Here is a 17,989-nt window from a genome sequence, read left to right on the forward strand (position 1 = left end):
CTTTGTCATGTCGTCCTTTCCTCGTCGATCGTGATTTTCCACCTATCGACCTGTCTGAGGAAATTGGACCACTACAGAGACAACCACGAGCTTGACGACCGCCTTCGGTGTGCTCCCCTCTCCCGCTTGCGGGAGAGGGGTTGGGGGTGAGGGCCAGCGCCCCAACCCCCAACTACGCCCATCCAATCACCCCCCCGGCTTCACCACCTCCCACGCCCCGATCGTCTCCCGCACCTGTGCCGGGATCGCCGCCGACTTCTGGGTCTTCGGGTCGGCGCACACATAGACGATCTCGCCGGTGATCAGGTGTTCCTCGCCGCGATACATCTCCACGCGGAACAGCATGCTGGAGCGGCCCAGGCGTGCCATGCGGCCGCGGATGTCGAGCATGTCGTCGAAGCGGGCCGACGCGTGGTATTCCAGCGTCGACTTGACCACGAAGATGTCCACGCCGTGGGCGTGCAGCACGTCCTCGGGATAGCGGATGCCCACCGCGCGCCAGTATTCGGTCACGCAGATGTCGCAATACGTCAGGTAGTGGGCGTTGAAGACGATTGACTGCGGGTCCACCTCGGCCCAGCGCACGCGCAGCGGCATGCTGTGGCGGAAATCCTCTTTTGCCATGCGGCCCCCCAAAAGCAAAACGGGGCGCTCCGTGGAACGCCCCGCTGGTTCATTGCGGCTTACTGCGGCTTGGCCAGCCCCAGCTTCTCGATGATTGCCCGCTCGCGCTTGACCGTGTCGGCGGCAAACGCGGCGTACTGGGCGCTGCCCATGTAGTACGGCTCCATGTCGAACTTGGCCAGCGACTCGCGGTAGTTCGGCATCTCCATGGCCTGCTTGAACGCGTCATGCAGCTTCTTGACGATGGCCGGGTCCGTGCCCTTGGGCGCCACCAGGCCGAACGGCGACGTCTGCACGATGCCCATGCCCAGTTCCTTGAGCGTCGGCACGTTCGGGAAGCGGGCCGAGCGCTTGTCGCCCCACGTCGACAGCAGGCGCAGCTTGCCCTGCTCCACGTACTGGGCCCAGGCCGGCGTGTCGGCCACCGACATCACGTGGCCGCCCAGCAGCGCCTGCATCGATTCCGAATTGCCCTTGTACGGAATGTGCGAGAACTGCACGCCCTGGCGCATGGCCAGGTCTTCCATGGTCAGGTGCAGCGTGGTCATCGACCCCGGCGAGCCGTAGGTGAGCTTGCCCGGGTTGGCCTTCGCGTAGGCGATGTACTCCTGCATCGTCTTGATCGGCGAATCGGCCGGCACGACCAGGCCGAACGAGTAGCCGGCCAGGTTGATGACGTAGCTCAGGTCCTTGACCGGGTCCCAGTTGATCTTGGTGGTGTACGGCAGGCGGTAGACGGGCATGGCCACCTGGGCCAGCGTGTAGCCGTCCGGCGCGGTGGACTGCATCATCTGCGCGGGCAGCACGCCGCCGGCGCCGGGCTTGTTCTCGACGATCACGGGCTGGCCCAGGATCTTCGAGGCGTTTTCCGCGAGCACGCGGAACGGGATGTCGGTGGAACCGCCGGCGGTGTAGCCGATCACGAGGCGGATCGGGCGGTTCGGAAACTTGTCCGCCTGGGCGTGGGCCGGCATGGCGGCCAGTCCGACAGCGGCCGAAGCGGCGAGCAGGCCCACCTGGGCCAGGAAGTGGCGGCGTTGCATGAGTAGTGTCTCCTTCTGCTGCAAAAATGCACTGTTGCGACTTCGATAAAGCGTGAAACAGGTGCTGGCCCGCCCCCGGTTCTGGTGGGGGGTCGGGCCGGAATGCGTCGTGCTACGTCCCGGGCGCCGCCCCAAAGGCTTGGCGCAGGGCGGCCACGGCGTCGGCATGGGCGCCGGCCACCGCGTGGATGAAGCGCCCGAGCTTGAAGAAATCGTGAATCATCGTCGGATAGTCGGCCAGCGTTGCCGCAACGCCCGCCGCCCGGAGCTTGGCCGCGTAGGCCACGCCCTCGTCGTGCAGCGGGTCGTAGCCGGCCACGGCAAGCCAGGCCGGGCAGACGCCGCGCACGTCGGCCCCCTGCCCGCCGCCATCGAGCGGCGCAAAGCGCCAGTCGTCGCGGCTGGCGTCGCGGTCCAGGTACTGCGCGAAGAACCACTGAATCATGTCGGCCGTCAGCAGGTAGCCGTCGGCCAGCGCGCGGTGCGAGGGCGTGTCCTGCCGCGCGCTGGTGCCCGGATAGACCAGCATCTGCAGCACCGGCGCCAGGCCGGTATCGCGGGCCTCGATGGCGCAGGCCGCGGCCAGCGTGCCGCCGGCGCTGTCGCCGCCCAGGGCGATGCGCGCCGGGTCGGCGCCCAGGCGGGCCGCTTCGGCGAACACCCAGTGCAGCACGTCGAATGCATCGTTGGCGGCGGTCGGGAATTTCCAGTCCGGGCCGAGCCGGTAGTCCACCGACAGCACCAGGCAGTCCGCGCCGTTGCAGAACACGCGGCACAGCGAATCGTGCGAGTTGACGCTGCCGACCGTGAAACCGCCGCCATGGAAATAGACCAGCAGTGGCAGCGGATCGGCCCAGCTGGCCTCGCGCGGCGCGTACAGCCGCACCGGAATGGCAAACCCGTCGCGCGCCGGCACCGTGAAATCCTCCACGCCGTGCACCGGGGCCGGCGACAGATCCAGGATCGGCGCGCTTTTCTCGTAGCCGATCTTGGCGTCGGCCGGGTCTATCGTATGGATGGCCGGACGCCTGGCGCGCGCAATCAGCTCCAGCAACTGCGCGACCTGGGGGTCGAGCGGCTGGGCAGGCAGGCCGGGAACGGACGGGGCGGGCTGGGCGGACATGGTGACAGGCGGTGTCGGGCGGTCGGTCAGTGTAGACCGGCCCCGACCGGGGGCGTTCGGGTGACGGAGGTTCGAATTGTGAACGGTCGTTCGATTTCCGTATATTGCCAGCGTTTGACCCGCCCGGCAGTCCGAAATAACCCTCGACATTGCCTTTGCTGCACCTTTTGCGCGATCACCGGCCATGCTGCCAGCGGCACGTTTGCCGCCTATGCTGGAGGGGTGCCGCGCCGGGCATGACGCCCGCGGCACCGGCAGCCCCATCGAACCAGGAGACACCATGACAGGCGAACACTTGCAGGTTGTGCACGGGGATATCACGCGGATGGAGGTCGATGCCATCGTCAATGCCGCCAACAGCGGGCTGCTGGGCGGCGGCGGCGTGGACGGCGCGATCCATGGCGCGGGCGGGCCGGCCATCATGGCCGCGTGCCGGGCCATCCGCGACGCGCAGGGCGGCTGCCCGGCCGGCGAGGCGGTCATCACCACGGGCGGCCTGCTGCCCGCGCCGTACGTGATTCATGCCGTGGGGCCGGTCTGGCACGGCGGCAGCCAGAACGAGGACGCGCTGCTGGCCGGCGCCTACCGCAACAGCATCCGGCTGGCCGCGGAGCACAACCTGCGCACCGTGGCGTTTCCGAACATCAGCACCGGCATCTATGGATTTCCGCGCGAGCGGGCGGTGGACATCGCCATCGGCGCCGTGCGCGAGGCGCTGGCCCGCGCGCCCAGCATCGAGCAGGTGACGTTCGTCTGCTACGACGACGAGAACTACCGGCTCTACCGGCAGCGGCTGGCCTGAGCCGCCCCGCCCGGTCGGCCGGGCTGGCAGCGATCAGGGCAGCGCGCTGCGGATCAGCAGGTTCACCCGTTCGGGTTGCTCGTGGATGATCCAGTGCGTGCCTTCGGGAATGCGCTCCAGCCGCAAGTCGGGCACGAAGTCGCCCAGCCCGTCGACCAGCGTCTTGGGCAGCGCGCGGTCGTTCTCGCCCCAGATCACGAGCGTGGGAACGCGCACGACGAACATGGCCGGGTCCAGCCGCGAAATGTCCGGCGCGGTCTCGCCCTGGGCCGGCGGGTGCATCGGCGTGGCCCGGTAGTAGTTCACGCCGCCGGTCAGCGGATGCGAGCCGTCGTCGCCCGGCTCCGACCACGCGCCGTGATAGCGGCTGCGCGTCTCGCCGGTGAACCAGGCCGGCAGCGCGCCGGCTTCGCCAGTCAGCATCTTTTCCAGCAGCGCAAAGTCGTTGGCGGCCAGCGCCTGCTCGGCGCCGGGCTTGCGCAGCCAGTTCATGTAGGCCGACGCCTGCTGCTGCGCCGGGTCGGCCGACAGCGCGCGGGCGAACAGGTACGGGTGGGGCGAGTTGATGATGACCAGCCGCTCCACCAGGTCGGGCCGCTGCGCGGCCAGGTTCCAGCAGACGGCGCCGCCCCAGTCGTGCGCCACGATCACGCAGCGTTCGTAGCCGAGCACGCGGATGAACTGCACCAGGTCCTCGACCAGCAGCTTCGGCTTGTAGGCATCCGGGCTGGCCGGCTTGCTCGACAGGTTGAAGCCGCGCAGGTCGGGTGCCACCGCGAAGTGGGTCTGGCCAAAATCGGCAAGCTGGCGCTCCCAGGCGTACCAGAACTCCGGAAAGCCGTGCACGAACAGGATCAGCGGCTTGCCCTGCTCGCCCGCGCTGCCGTAATGCAGCCGCGTGCCGTTGGGCAGGTTGGCGAACTGCAGGTGGTGAATCACGGCGGGTGCGGTCATCATGGTCTCCCTGGCCATCTCTGCCATCACTGGTCTCCCGTTCGACGATGCAAGAATGTGGCCAGGTCAGCCGCGCAGCGCGGCCACCAGGCCGGCGCGCACCTCGGGCTTGTCGCCAAACGCATCGCCGGGGTTCTGCTGGCGGACGATGTGTTCCATGCGGGACTGCACCGTCGCCAGGGCCTGCGGGTGCGAATAAATATAGAAGCTTTCATCGCGGATGGCGTCGAATGTCAGCCGCGCCACGTCGGCGGCGGTGACCTTGCCCGAGCTGACCGCCTTGTCCGACAACGCCTGCGACACCATCTGCGAGCGCGTGGGCGGCGCCTCGTTGGCCAGCCCGGCGGGCCGGTTGCGGTGCGACTGGCTGATGCCGGTTGGCACGAAGTACGGGCACAGTACCGAACAGCGCACCTGTTCGGTGACCAGCCCCAGGTCGTGATACAGCGTCTCGGTCAGCGAGACCACGGCGTGCTTGGACACGTTGTAGACGCCCATCGCCGGCGGGTTCAGCAGCCCGGCCATCGACGCGGTGTTGACGATGTGGCCCTGGAAGGACGGGTCCTTCCTGGCGGCGTCCAGCATCAGCGGCGTGAAGATGCGTACGCCGTGGATCACCCCGTACAGGTTGACCCCGAGCACCCATTCCCAGTCCTTCTCGGTGTTTTCCCAGACAAAGCCGCCCGCGCCGACGCCGGCATTGTTGAACACCAGGTTGACTTCGCCAAACGCGGTCATCGCCGCGTCGGCCAGCGCCTGTACCTCTTCGGCCTTCGACACGTCGGTGCGCAGGCCGATGACCTGGGCGCCCTGGCCCTTGAACTCGGCCACGGTGGCGTCTAGCGCGTCTTCCTGGACGTCCGCCAGCACCAGCCGCATGCCCATCTGCGCGCCCATCCGCGCAAACTCCTTGCCGAATCCCGACGCCCCGCCGGTAATCACGGCAACCTTGTTCTCGAATTGCTTCATGGGTGTCTCCTCGATGTTGTCTTTGGTCTTTGCTCCCCTCTCCCGCACGCGGGAGAGGGGAAACACCGTTGGCTCACCGCACAGGCAGTCAGCCGGCCGCCTGCACGTGGTAGTTCTGGCGCGGGAAATGGACGTTGACGGCGCCGGCGCGGGCGTCCTGGCGGCGGATCGTCACCACGTGCTCGGTCAGCGTCAGCAGCAGGCCGGACACGGGGTCCTTGGCGTAGTCGGTGGGCGTGACGGTCACCGCGTCGCCGGCGGCAAAGCCGGCGCCGGGAATGATCGTCGGGTCATGCGGCAGCGGATCGTGGTCGTAGGCGTCGGCCAGCGCCGATTCGGACGGGATCACGCGCAGCTTGCCGTGCCCGTACGCCTGCATGCGCGCGTACCACGTCTTGACCAGCGGATAGCCGTCCAGCAGCGCCGCCAGCGCCGTGGCGCGGCGGACGAACCAGAGGCAGTGGAACAGCGAGAAATCGGCAATCGACAGCTCCGGGCCGGCCACGTGCTGCACGCCCGCCGCGAACTGCTGCTGCAGCGACCCGAGCGTTTCGTGCAGCATGGCGGCGGCCTCGGGCAGCGGCATGCGCAGCGCGTTGGTGTCGCCGCGCATGGCCTTGCGGTCGGCCATGAACGCCTGTACCTGCGCCGGCGACAGGTGCGCCAGCATCGACTGCACGCCCGCCGGCTGCATGGCGTAGGTGACAGCGGCCGTGAACAGTGCGCTGTCCAGCCACGCGGCCATGATCCGCGACTGGGCCGCCTGGAAGGCCGGATACAGCGGCGGGTTCGGCGCCATCCGGTCCAGTACGGCGCAGATCAGCGCGGTATCGCAGTAGATGTCGGCGCCGATCTGCATCACCGGCGTGCGGCGGTAGCCGCCGGTCAGCGCCGTCACGTCGGGCTTGGGCATGATCGGCGGGATTTCCACCGCGCACCAGGACAAGCCCTTGGCGCCCAGCACGAGCCGGACTTTCTCCGAGAACGGCGAGGTTGCGTATTGATGAAGGATGATGTCGGGCATCTTGGCCTTTCCAGCGGTTCGAGGTCGATCGACCCCGTCTTAATCGAGCAGATCCGGCTGTTCTTTCACGATGCGGGCGTAGAGCGGCTGGAACTGGAACCAGCCGGCCTGGGCCGTGCCGACGATCGAGTACGACTGGCGCGCCGCGGCGTCGCTGATCAGCTTCGGCGCCTGGCCGGTACGCGCCGCCGCCGATTCGGCCAGGATCTGCACCTGGCACGACCGCTCCATCGTGATGAACCACCACGCGGCCTCGTCCACGGTCTTGCCCACGGTCAGCAGGCCGTGGTTCTGCAGGATGGCCGCCTTGTTCGGCCCCAGCGCGTTGGCAATGCGCTGGCCCTCGTCCAGCTCCACCACCACCCCGCCAAAGTCATCGTACAGCGCATGGTCGTTGTAGAACGCGCAGACATCCTGCGTCAGCGGGTCGAGCTTGCGGCCCAGCGTGGACCACGCCCGCCCGTAGGTGCTGTGCGAATGCGCGGCGGCCACGGCGTCCTCGCGTGTCTGGTGGATGCGCGAGTGGATGGCAAAGGCGGCCGCGTTGACCGGATAGTCGCCCTCCACCACGTTGCCATGGTGGTCGCAGCGGATCAGGTTCGACACGTTCACCTGGCTGAAATGCACGCCGAACGGATTGACCCAGAACGTGTCCGTGAACTCGGGGTCACGGGCCGTGATGTGGCCGGCCACGCCCTCGTCGAACCCGAATTTGGAGAACAGCCGGAACGCCGCCGCCAGCCGCTGCTTGCGGTGCAGCCGCTCCTGCGCAGGCGTGTCGAACCGGGGCGGGCGCGGCAGCACGCGGTAGCGGGCCTTGATCTCCTCGGACAGGCCGGCGGCCATCTCGTCCTTGTCGACAGCGGTTTGCGGGGCGTTCATGGGCGGTCTCCTGTGCTTTTGTGGGGATGGGGCGCCGGTCAGGCCAGCTTGACGAGCTGCTTGCCGAAGTTCTTGCCCTTGAGCAGGCCCATGAAGGCTTCCGGCGCGCTGGCCAGGCCCTCGGCGATGCTCTCGCGGAACTTCAGCTTGCCCTGCGCCACGTAGCCGCCCAGTTCCTTGAGCGCCTGCGGCCAGACGTCCATGTGCTCGGACACGATGAAGCCCTCGATCCGGCAGCGCGACACCAGGATGGCGCGCGGGTTGCGCAGCGGCATGTCCTGGCCGTCGTAGCCGGCGATCAGGCCGCAGACGGCGATGCGGGCGAACGGGTTCAGGCGGGCCAGCACCACGTCCAGGATGTCGCCGCCCACGTTCTCGAAATAGCCGTCGATACCGTTCGGCGTCACGGCCTTGACCATCGCGTAGAGTTCCTTGGCGTCCTTGGCGGCCTTGTAGTCGACGCAGGCGTCAAAGCCCAGCTCGCCGGTCACGTAGTCGCACTTTTCCTTGCCGCCGGCCACGCCCACCACATGGCAGCCGGCCAGCTTGGCCAGTTGGCCAACCACGCTGCCCACCGCGCCCGACGCGGCGCTGACGACGATGGTCTCGCCCGCCTTCGGCCCGATGATCTTGTTCAGGCCGTACCAGGCGGTCACGCCGGGCATGCCCACCGAGCCCAGGTAGGCCGACAGCGGGATGTGGGTGGTGTCCACCTTCTGCATGCCGCCGCCGTCGGTGATGCCCATTTCCTGCCAGCCGAACATGCCGACGACCTTGTCGCCAACGTTCCACTTCGGGTTCTTGCTGGCGACGACCTCGCCCACGGTGCCGCCGATCATCACCTCGCCCAGCGGCTGCGGGTCGGCGTACGACTTGCCTTCGCTCATGCGGCCGCGCATGTACGGGTCCAGGGACAGGAAATGGTTGCGCACCAGCACCTGGCCGTCGGCCAGCTCCGGCACGGGCACTTCCTCCAGACGGAAGTTGTCCGGCGTGACGGCCGCCGTGGGGCGCGAGGCCAGGACGATGCGCTTGTAGGTTTGCTTCGACATGATCGTTTCCTTCGCTTCGGGGATAGAGGGTGAAAGGAGGATGGCTGGCGCGACGGGATCAGCCGTCGGCGCCGGAATCGGCCGCGCCGGTGTCCCGTTTCGGCGGCATCCGCTTGATGTACTTGAACGTGCCGGACGCCCTGGACACGATCTTGCCGTCGGCGTCGACGATCTCGCCTTCGCAGAACACCATTGTCGACGTCCGGTGCACGGTCTGGCCGCGCGCGGTCAGCTTGCCGCGCCCGGGCGCCATGAAGCTGGTCTTCATCTCGATGGTGACCACGCCGCGGCCGTCGGTGTCGGCCGAACGGCCGGCGATGGCCATGGCCACGTCCAGCAGCGTCATGATGACGCCGCCGTGGGCCATGTCCCAGCTATTCTGGTGGCGCTGCTGCAGGTCGAGCTCGATCTCGCTGCGGCCGCCCTCCATGTAGTTGCAGAGCACGCCGAGATCGGCCAGGAACGGAATGTTGAGGGGGCGCTGGGTCATGTTGGGGGCGGGTGGAAATGCGTGGCGTGATTATGCGCCGATGGACTAGACCGCGCTCACCCCGCCATCCACCGCCAGCACCTGACCCGTGATGTGCTTGCCGGCGTCCGACGCGAACAGCAGCGCGGCGCCCTTCAGGTCTTCGTCGTCGCCCAGCCGGCGCAGCGGCACGCCTTCGCACATCTTGTCCACGCCCAGCCGCTCCAGCGAGCCCTTGGTCATCTTGGACGGGAAGAACCCCGGCGCCAGCGCGTTGACCGTGATGTTGTGCTCGCCCCATTCGGCCGCCAGCGTGCGCGTGAAGTTGACCACGGCGCCCTTGGACGTGTTGTAGGCGATGGTCTCCATCGTCCCCGGCGGGTTGCCGGCCAGCCCGGCGATTGACGCCACGTTGATGATGCGGCCGTGGCGGCGCGGGATCATCGACAGCTTGCCGATCCGCTGCGACAGCAGGAACAGCCCGCGGATGTTCAGGTTCATCACCTTGTCCCACGCCTCCACCGGGTGGTCCTCGGCCGGTGCGCCCCAGGTGGCGCCGGCGTTGTTGACCAGGATGTCGACGTGGCCAAGCCGGGCCAGCGCCGCGTCGGCCAGGCGGGCGATCTCGTCGTCGCGCGCCGCGTCGGCGGCAATCCAGTCGGCCTCGATGCCGCGCGCCTTGAGGTGCGCCTGGGCCGAAGCCAGCTCGTCGGCCTTGCGCGCCGACAGCACCAGCCGCGCGCCCTGCTCGCCCAGCGCCTCGGCAATCTGCAGCCCCAGTCCGCGCGAGCCGCCCGTGATGAGCGCCGTGCGGCCCTTCAGATCGAACAGTTGCCCGATGGTCTTCATGTATGTCTCCTTGTGTACTCGGTACTTGTGTACTTGTCAGCGTTCCGGCGCGGTTGGCGGCTCAGAACCAGCTGTCCTGCATGTCGAGCGTGGTGCGATCCAGCGACGCCAGCAGGTCAAGCTGCGGGTAGACCTTCGGCAGCTCGAACCGGAAGAAGTACGCCGCCGCGGCCAGCTTGCCGCGATAGAAGTCGGCTTCCTCTCCCGCGGCGCCGTCCAGCGCCTGCCGGGCCACCAGGGCCTGTTCGAGCCAGATCCACGCCACCACCACGTGGCCGAACGCTTCGAGATAGACCGATGCATTGGCCAGCGTCACGTTCGGATCGCCGGCCGCCCACAGCGTGCGCGTGACCTCGGCCAGCCGCGCGGCGGCCTTGCCCAGCGCGGCGGCCTGCTCGCCCAGCGTGGCGTCGCCGCTGCCGGCCGCGCGCGCGCAGGTGGCCTGCACGCGCTGACCGAGCAACTGGAACGCCGCGCCGTCCTGCATCACGACCTTGCGGCCCAGCAGGTCCAGCCCCTGGATGCCGTGCGTGCCCTCGTGGATCGGGTTCAGGCGGTTGTCGCGGTAGAACTGCTCGACGTTGTATTCGCGCGTGTAGCCGTAGCCGCCGTGCACCTGGATCGCCAGGCTGTTGGCCTCCAGGCACCATTGCGACGGCCAGCTCTTGGCGATCGGGGTCAGGATGTCCAGCAGCAGCGACAGGTCGCGCTGCGTGGCCGCGTGGCCGGCCGCGCGGGCGGCATGTTCGTCGTCCACCAGGCGCGCGCAGTACAGATTCAGCGCCAGGCCGCCTTCGACGTAGCTCTTCTGCGCCAGCAGCATGCGGCGCACGTCGGCATGTTCGACGAGCCTCACCTGCGGGCTGGCGGGGTCCTTGCCCTGCGGCCCCACCGGCCGGCCCTGCGGACGGTTGCGAGCGTAGTCCAGCGCGTGCAGGTAGCCCGTGTAGCCCAGCGCCACCGCGCCCAGGCCCACGCCGATGCGCGCCTCGTTCATCATGTGGAACATGCAGGCCAGGCCCTTGTGCGGCTCGCCCACCAGGTAGCCGATGGCGCCGGCCTTGCCGCCGGGCCGGTACTTCATGCCTTCGCCAAAGTTCAGCAGGCAGTTGGTGGTGCCGCGATAGCCCATCTTGTGGTTCAGGCCGGCCAGCACCACGTCGTTATGCTCGCCCAGCGAGCCATCCTCGTTGACCAGGTACTTCGGGACGATGAACAGCGAGATGCCCTTGACGCCGGGGATCAGCTTGCCGTCCGGCCCCGGAATCTTGGCCAGCACCAGGTGGACGATGTTGTCCGACAGTTCGTGCTCGCCGGCGGAAATCCACATCTTGTTGCCGCGCAGCCGGTACTGCTGGCCCAGCGGCGATTCGCCCTCGTAGTCGGCGCGCGTGGCCACGTCGGACAGCGACGATCCGGCCTGCGGCTCGGACAGGCACATCGTGCCGAAGAAGCGCCCTTCCAGCTCCGGCCGCACGAACGTGTCGATCTGGGCCGGCGTGCCGTGCGTCAGCAGCAGGTTGGCGTTGCCGATGGTCAGGAACGGGTACGAACTCGTGCCGACGTTGGCGGCCTTGAACCACGCGAACGCCGCCTTCTCCAGCGTGACCGGCAGTTGCATGCCGCCGTACGCGTAATCCTGGCCGGCGGCCATCAGGCCGGCCTCGCAGAACGCCTTCAGCGCGGCCTTGACCTCGGGGATGATGGTGACCGTCTCGCCATCGAAGTGCGGTTCGTTGGCGTCGCTCTTCTTGTTGTGCGGCGCGAACAGGTCCGTGGCGATCTTCTCGCAGGTATCCATCGCCGCGTCGAAGGTCTCGCGCGAATGGTCGGCAAAGCGGGGAATCTGGGTCAGTGTCTCGGCCTGGAGCCATTCGTACAGCACGAAGTTGAGATCACGACGGGAAAGAATCAGCGACATGGAATGCGGGGCTCCGGGCTGAGACGACTGGAAGTCGATGGGGAAGGTTGTTGCTCCCCTCTCGCGCGAGCGGGAGAGGGGTTGGGGCAGAGGGCAAGCGGCTCAGGACACGACAGGTCGCGTGATGGAGCCGCCCCACCCTCTACCCCGGCCCCTCTCCCACAGGGAGAGGGGAAAACATCGGCCGAACGACGCGCCTTACAGCACCTCGAACAGCCCGGCAGCGCCCTGGCCGCCGCCGATGCACATCGTCACCACGACGTACTTGACGCCGCGGCGCTTGCCTTCGATCAGCGCGTGGCCGACCAGGCGAGCGCCCGACACGCCGTACGGGTGGCCCACCGCGATGGCGCCGCCGTTGACGTTGAGGCGGTCCATCGGGATGCCGAGCTTGTCGGCGCAGTACAGCACCTGCACGGCAAACGCCTCGTTCAGCTCCCACAGGCCGATGTCCTCGACCTTCAGGCCGGTCTTCTTGAGCAGCTTGGGCACCGCGAACACCGGGCCGATGCCCATTTCGTCAGGCTCGCAGCCGGCCACGGCAAAGCCGCGGAACACGCCCAGCGGCTGCAGGCCCTTGGCGGCCGCCACGCGGGCGTTCATGACCACGGCAGCCGACGCGCCGTCCGAGAACTGCGACGCATTGCCGGCCGTGATCACGCCGCCGGGCATGGCGGTGCGGATCTTCGACACGCCTTCCAGCGTGGTGTCGGCGCGAATGCCCTCGTCGGCGTCGATCGTCACTTCCCTGGTCATCAACTGGCCGGTGGCCTTGTCGGCGACGCCGGCGAGCACCGTCATCGGCACGATCTCGTCCTTGAACTTGCCGGCTTCCAGGGCGGCGGCCGCGCGCAACTGGCTCTGCACGCCGTACTCGTCCTGGCGCTCCTTCGAGATGTTGTAGCGCTTGGCCACGTTCTCGGCGGTCTGCAGCATGCTCCAGTAGATTTCCGGCTTGTTCTTGTTGAGCCAGCTTTCCTGGATCATGTGGCGGTTCATCTCCTGCTGGACGCACGAGATGGACTCCACGCCGCCCGCCACGAAGATGTCGCCTTCATCGGCAATCACGCGCTGCGCGGCCATGGCGATGGTCTGCAGGCCCGACGAGCAGAAGCGGTTGACGGTGGCACCCGGCACGGTGACCGGGCAGCCGGCGCGCAGGGCAATCTGGCGCGCGATGTTGGCGCCGGTGGCGCCTTCGGGGTTGGCACAGCCCATCAGCACGTCTTCCACTTCGCCGGCCTCGATCTTGGCGCGCGCGATGGCATGCTGCACCGCATGGCCGCCCAGCGTGGCGCCATGGGTCATGTTGAAAGCGCCCTTCCAGCTCTTGGCCAGCCCGGTGCGGGCCGTGGATACGATGACTGCCTCGTTCATGTGTTGCTCCTCGGTATCTTGGTGTCTCCGCCTGCCGCGGAGGAATGTTCGGTGTGTTGGGTAGCGCTCGGGGCGGACGGGTCGCGGATCAGGATTCGGGCAGCCACGGGTTGTGCGGGCCGCTGGTGCTGACGAGCAACGCCTGCGACGTCGTGCGCTGGACGCCGGCCCGGGCCAGGTCCTGCCACGCCCGTGCCAGCGACCCGTCGAGGTCGATGGCACGGCACGCATCCTCGACGACCACCGCCTCGAAGCCGGCGGCGCGCGCATCGAGCGCACTCCAGGCCACGCAGTAGTCGGTCGCCAGGCCCACACAGACCACGCGCCGCACGCCCTGCTCGCGCAGGTAGCCGGCCAGGCCGGTGCGCGTGGCGCGGTCCGCTTCCAGGAAGGCGCTGTAGCTGTCCACGCCAGCCTGGTGGCCCTTGCGGATCACCAGCCGCGCATGCGGCACGTCGAGCCCGGCATGCAGCGCCGCGCCCGGCGTGTCCTGCACGCAGTGGTCGGGCCACAGCACCTGCTCGCCATAGGCAAGCCTGGTGGTCTGGAACGGCGCGTGGCCGGCGTGCGACGTGGCAAACGACGCGTGGCCGGCCGGATGCCAGTCCTGCGTCAGCACCACATGCTCGAACGCCCGCGCCAGCCGGTTGATGACGGGCACCACCTCGTCGCCCTGCGGCACGGCCAGCGCGCCCCCGGGCATGAAGTCGTTCTGCACGTCGATCACCAGCAGGCAGTCCTGCGCGCCGTAGGCCATGGTTGCGGTCTCCCTGTCCGTTTCCGTCCGGGCCGGTCAGCCGTTGAAGCCCTTGCCTTCGTCGGCCAGCTTCTGCAGCAGCGGCGCCACGGTCCAGGCTTCGCCGTGGTAGCCCTTGGCATAGCGCTTCATCGACTGGGCGACGTTGAACAGGCCCACCTGGTCCGCGTACAGCATCGGGCCGCCGCGGAACAGCGGGAAGCCGTAGCCGGTCAGGTAGACCATGTCGATGTCCGACGCCTTCGAGGCAATGCCCTCTTCCAGGATCTTGGCGCCCTCGTTGACCAGCGCGAACACCAGGCGCTCGACGATTTCCTCGTCGGAGATCTTGCGGCGCGTGATACCGAGTTCCTTCGAATGCTCGACGATCATCTCGTTGACCTGCTGGTTCGGGTACGGCTTGCGGTCGCCCGCCTTGTAGTCGTACCAGCCCGCGCCGGTCTTCTGGCCAAAGCGGCCCAGTTCGCAGAGCTTGTCGGCGGTCTTCGAGTACTGGATGTCCGGCTTGTCCACGGCGCGGCGCTTGCGGATGGCCCAGCCGATGTCGTTGCCGGCCAGGTCGCCCATGCGAAACGGGCCCATGGCAAAGCCGAACTTCTCGATGGCCTTGTCCACCTGCTCGGGCAGCGCGCCTTCGTCCAGCAGGTAGCCGGCCTGGCGGCTGTACTGCTCGATCATGCGGTTGCCGATGAAGCCGTCGCAGACGCCCGACACCACGGCCGTCTTGCGGATCTTCTTGGCGATCTGCATCACGGTGGCCAGCACGTCCTTGCCGGTCTTGTCGCCGCGCACCACTTCCAGCAGCTTCATCACGTTGGCCGGGCTGAAGAAGTGCATGCCCACCACGTCCTGCGGACGCTTGGTGAACGACGCGATCTTGTTGACGTCCAGCGTCGACGTGTTCGACGCCAGGATGGCGCCGTCCTTCATCACTTCGTCCAGTTTCTTGAAGACGATTTCCTTGACGCCCATTTCCTCGAACACGGCCTCGATGACCATGTCGGCGTCCTTGATGTCGTCATAGGACAGCGTGGTGGTCAGCAGGCCCATGCGCTGCTCGACCTTTTCCTGCGTCAGCTTGCCCTTCTTGGCGCTGTTCTCGTAGTTCTTGCGGATCGTGGCCACGCCGCGGTCCAGCGCTTCCTGCTTGGTTTCCAGCATCGTCACGGGGATGCCGGCGTTCAGGAAGTTCATGGTGATGCCGCCGCCCATCGTGCCGGCGCCGATCACGGCCAGCTTCTCGACCTTGCGCACCGGCGTGTCGCCGGGGACGTCCGGGATCTTGCTGGCGGCGCGCTCGCCGAAGAACGCATGACGCAGCGCGCGCGATTCCGGCGTGCCGACCAGGTACATGAACCCTTCGCGCTCTTCCTTCAGGCCCTGCTCGAACGGCTTGAGCGATGCGGCCACGGCTTCCACGCACTTCGACGGGGCCGGGAAGTTCTTGGCCACGGCGGCCACGGTGTTCTTGGCGAAGGCCAGGAAGCCCTCGGCGTTCTCGTGGCGCACCTTCAGGTCGCGCACCTTCGGGTACGGGCCGGGGGCCGCGGCCACGTTCTGCGCGAACTTGACGGCGGCCGGCAGCACGTCGCCATCGACGATCTCGTCGAACAGCTTCGAACCAGCAAACTTTTCCGAGGGAATGGCGGTGCCGGACACGATCATGTTCAGCGCGTGCTCCAGGCCGATCAGGCGCGGCAGGCGCTGCGTGCCACCGGCGCCCGGCAGCAGGCCCAGCTTGACTTCGGGCAGCGCGATCTGGGCGCCCTTGGCGGCCACGCGGTAGTTGCAGCCCAGCGCCAGTTCCAGCCCGCCGCCCATGGCGACCGAGTGGATCGCGGCCACGACCGGCTTGGTCGACGCTTCCAGCGCGCGGATCACCGAATGCAGCGTCGGCTCCTGCGTGGCCTTGGGGGTGTTGAATTCGCGGATGTCGGCGCCGCCCGAGAACGCCTTGCCGGCACCGGTAATGACGACGGCCTTGACGGCGGCATCGTCCAGCGCACGGGTCAAGCCTTCGACGATGCCCAGGCGGGTGCTGTGACCGAGCCCGTTGACGGGGGGATTGTCGAGCGTGATAACGGCTACGCCGTCCTGTACCTGATACTGCGCTGTCATACGCGTTCCTTTGGTAGCTGGGAGCCCTTCGTTCTTCCTAGGGGCTCATGGGTTGTCTCGGGATTCGAATTCTCGAATGGAGTTCTTGCTATGGGTACCGCCAGGACTATCGGCGCCGGCCCGGCCGGGCCCGCAATCCCTTGTGCCACAAGCCCCGGGGGCTGGAGAGCGGAACAAGCATACACAAAATAGCACGGTCGTTCAATTTCAATTTTCTGCGATGGAAAGCGCGTCATGCGCGGCCTTCATGTCGCAGTTTTCCGCCGTTCATGTTGAGCCTGCAGGCACCCCGAAACCCTCAGGGGGAACCCGTAGAGCGCGGCGTTCGAAGACGCCGATTATGGAGAAAGAGGCACTTGCAGCGCGGTGCGACGAAGCACGACTCGATTATTTGACGCCGACCTCCAATCGTGGGCGGCGAGAGCCGGTAAACTCGCGCCTTTCGTTTTTCCGGATGCGCGCCTGCCCTGGCTCAGAAAGCCAACGTGCAATGCCGCGCGCCTGACGACCCAGCGACCCTGATGTCTTCCGACCCTACTTCCGACACACACCAGCATCCGGTCGTCGAGCACGACGACCTGCACCGCAAGCTCAAGGCGCGCCATCTGACGATGATCGCCCTGGGCGGCGCCATTGGCACCGGGCTGTTCGTGGCCTCAGGCGCGTCCATCGCCCAGTCCGGCCCGGGCGGCGCGCTGCTGGCCTACTGCCTGATCGGGCTGATGGTCTACTGCCTGATGACGAGCCTGGGCGAGCTGGCCGTCCACATGCCGGTGGCGGGATCGTTCGTTACCTACAGCGCGTTGTACGTGGAGGAAGGATTCGGCTTCGCGCTGGGCTGGAACTACTGGTTCAGCCTGGCCGTGACCATCGCCGTGGAGCTGACGGCCGCGCAACTGGTCATGCAGTACTGGTTCCCGGACGTGCCAGGCATCTATTGGAGCGCGGGCTTCCTGGCGCTGATGTTCGCGCTCAACGCCTTCTCGGTGCGCGGGTTCGGCGAGGCGGAGTACTGGTTCGCGCTAATCAAGATCGTGACCGTCACGGTGTTCCTGATCGTCGGCGTGCTGATGATCTTCGGCATCCTGCAGGGCGGGCCACAGTCGGGCTGGCACAACTTCACCATCGGCGAGGCGCCGTTCGTGGGCGGCCTGCCCGGCATGTTCATGGTGGCGATGATCGCGGGCTTCTCGTTCCTCGGCACGGAAACGGTGGGCGTGGCGGCCGGCGAGGCCGACGATCCGTCGCGCACCATCCCGCGCGCCATCCGCCAGACGTTCTGGCGCATCCTGCTGTTCTACGTGCTGGCGATCCTGATCATCGGCGTGCTGATTCCCTACACCGACCCGAGCCTGCTGCGTAACGACGTGACCGACGTGGGCGTCAGCCCGTTCGCGCTGGTGTTCCGCCACGCCGGCCTGGCGCTCGCGGCCGGCGTCATGAACGCGGTGATCCTGACCGCCCTGCTGTCGGCCGGCACATCGAGCATGTACGTCTCGACGCGCATCCTGTACGGCTTGGCCGTCAGCGGCCGCGCACCCCGGGCCTTCGCCCGGCTGACCAACAACGGCGTGCCGTTCAACGCGCTGCTGGCCACCACGGCCGTCGGGGCGCTCTGCTTCTTCAGTTCGCTGTTCGGCGACAAGGCGCTGTACCTGTGGCTGCTCAACACCTCCGCCATGACCGGCTTCTTCGCATGGTTCGGCATCGCGGTCAGCCACTACCGCTTCCGCAAGGGCCTGATCGCCCAGGGCTACCAGGTCACCGACCTGGCCTACCGCTCCCCGCTCTACCCGTTCGGCCCGATCTTTGCCGGCGTCCTGTGCCTGGCCATCGTGGGCGGCCAGAACTACCAGGCCTTCACCGACATCCCGGGCCGCTGGCAGGAAATCGTCGCCACCTATATCGGCGTGCCGGTGTTCCTGGCGTTGTGGCTCGGCTATCGGCTGGTGCGGAAGTCGCGGGTTGTCGCCTATGAAGACATGCCGTTCGATATTGAGAGGAAGGGGTAGCAGGCAGTGTGAT

At 67.6% G+C, this 17,989-nt stretch carries 16 protein-coding genes; 2 read left to right on the top strand and 14 right to left on the bottom strand.

From position 1 onward, the window contains the following. Nucleotides 1-186 precede the first annotated feature (186 nt). From QTN24_RS14055 to QTN24_RS14065, 3 genes are all read right to left on the bottom strand, one after another. A complete protein-coding gene (locus QTN24_RS14055) occupies nt 187-624 on the bottom strand; it encodes a YbgC/FadM family acyl-CoA thioesterase (protein WP_124684345.1) in 438 nt (145 codons plus the stop codon). A 59-nt stretch (nt 625-683) separates the two neighbouring features. Then, nucleotides 684-1,667, bottom strand: a complete 984-nt coding sequence (locus tag QTN24_RS14060) for a tripartite tricarboxylate transporter substrate binding protein (RefSeq protein ID WP_124684346.1) — start codon at nt 1,665-1,667, stop codon at nt 684-686. Between the two features lie 112 nt (nt 1,668-1,779). Continuing rightward, nucleotides 1,780-2,790, bottom strand: a complete 1,011-nt coding sequence (locus tag QTN24_RS14065) for an alpha/beta hydrolase (RefSeq protein ID WP_313837766.1) — start codon at nt 2,788-2,790, stop codon at nt 1,780-1,782. A gap of 280 nt (nt 2,791-3,070) precedes the next feature. On the opposite strand from QTN24_RS14065, the gene QTN24_RS14070 reads away from it, so the two are divergent. After that, nucleotides 3,071-3,592 (top strand): O-acetyl-ADP-ribose deacetylase, encoded by a 522-nt coding sequence (locus QTN24_RS14070; protein ID WP_124684348.1) that lies wholly within the window; start codon nt 3,071-3,073, stop codon nt 3,590-3,592. Nucleotides 3,593-3,625: 33 nt separating this feature from the next. Here the strand turns inward: QTN24_RS14070 and QTN24_RS14075 are convergent, their stop codons facing one another. From QTN24_RS14075 to QTN24_RS14125, 11 genes are all read right to left on the bottom strand, one after another. After that, on the bottom strand, nt 3,626-4,546 hold the full coding sequence (locus QTN24_RS14075; protein ID WP_313837878.1) for an alpha/beta hydrolase: 921 nt from the start codon (nt 4,544-4,546) through the stop codon (nt 3,626-3,628). Nucleotides 4,547-4,612: 66 nt separating this feature from the next. Further along, nucleotides 4,613-5,515 carry an SDR family oxidoreductase gene (locus QTN24_RS14080; RefSeq protein ID WP_124684349.1) on the bottom strand — a complete coding sequence of 301 codons (903 nt, stop codon included), beginning with the start codon at nt 5,513-5,515 and terminating at the stop codon, nt 4,613-4,615. An 88-nt stretch (nt 5,516-5,603) separates the two neighbouring features. After that, complete coding sequence (locus tag QTN24_RS14085; protein ID WP_313837767.1) at nt 5,604-6,539, bottom strand: glutathione S-transferase family protein; 936 nt, start codon at nt 6,537-6,539, stop codon at nt 5,604-5,606. 39 nt (nt 6,540-6,578) lie between these two features. Beyond that, nucleotides 6,579-7,421 carry a class II aldolase/adducin family protein gene (locus tag QTN24_RS14090; protein ID WP_124684351.1) on the bottom strand — a complete coding sequence of 281 codons (843 nt, stop codon included), beginning with the start codon at nt 7,419-7,421 and terminating at the stop codon, nt 6,579-6,581. A gap of 38 nt (nt 7,422-7,459) precedes the next feature. Beyond that, the gene (locus tag QTN24_RS14095; protein ID WP_313837768.1) at nt 7,460-8,473 is read right to left on the bottom strand and encodes an NADP-dependent oxidoreductase; all 1,014 of its coding nucleotides are present in this window, start codon (nt 8,471-8,473) and stop codon (nt 7,460-7,462) included. 58 nt (nt 8,474-8,531) lie between these two features. Continuing rightward, nucleotides 8,532-8,963 (bottom strand): PaaI family thioesterase, encoded by a 432-nt coding sequence (locus QTN24_RS14100; RefSeq protein ID WP_124684353.1) that lies wholly within the window; start codon nt 8,961-8,963, stop codon nt 8,532-8,534. Between the two features lie 45 nt (nt 8,964-9,008). Next, complete coding sequence (locus QTN24_RS14105) at nt 9,009-9,791, bottom strand: SDR family oxidoreductase (protein WP_124684354.1); 783 nt, start codon at nt 9,789-9,791, stop codon at nt 9,009-9,011. A gap of 61 nt (nt 9,792-9,852) precedes the next feature. Further along, on the bottom strand, nt 9,853-11,712 hold the full coding sequence (locus tag QTN24_RS14110) for an acyl-CoA dehydrogenase (protein WP_313837769.1): 1,860 nt from the start codon (nt 11,710-11,712) through the stop codon (nt 9,853-9,855). Between the two features lie 198 nt (nt 11,713-11,910). Beyond that, on the bottom strand, nt 11,911-13,089 hold the full coding sequence (locus tag QTN24_RS14115; protein WP_313837770.1) for an acetyl-CoA C-acyltransferase: 1,179 nt from the start codon (nt 13,087-13,089) through the stop codon (nt 11,911-11,913). A gap of 88 nt (nt 13,090-13,177) precedes the next feature. After that, entirely contained in the window at nt 13,178-13,846 is a 669-nt protein-coding gene (gene pncA / locus QTN24_RS14120) for a bifunctional nicotinamidase/pyrazinamidase (RefSeq protein ID WP_313837771.1), read from the bottom strand. A 36-nt stretch (nt 13,847-13,882) separates the two neighbouring features. After that, nucleotides 13,883-15,964: a 3-hydroxyacyl-CoA dehydrogenase NAD-binding domain-containing protein gene (locus tag QTN24_RS14125; RefSeq protein ID WP_313837772.1), complete on the bottom strand. Its 2,082-nt coding sequence runs from the start codon at nt 15,962-15,964 to the stop codon at nt 13,883-13,885. Between the two features lie 521 nt (nt 15,965-16,485). Between QTN24_RS14125 and QTN24_RS14130 the strand changes: the two genes are divergently transcribed. Continuing rightward, complete coding sequence (locus QTN24_RS14130) at nt 16,486-17,976, top strand: amino acid permease (protein ID WP_313837773.1); 1,491 nt, start codon at nt 16,486-16,488, stop codon at nt 17,974-17,976. Nucleotides 17,977-17,989: the final 13 nt, after the last annotated feature.

Origin of the sequence: Cupriavidus sp. SZY C1 (assembly GCF_032190535.1) — a bacterium.
Lineage (GTDB): Bacteria > Pseudomonadota > Gammaproteobacteria > Burkholderiales > Burkholderiaceae > Cupriavidus > Cupriavidus pauculus_C.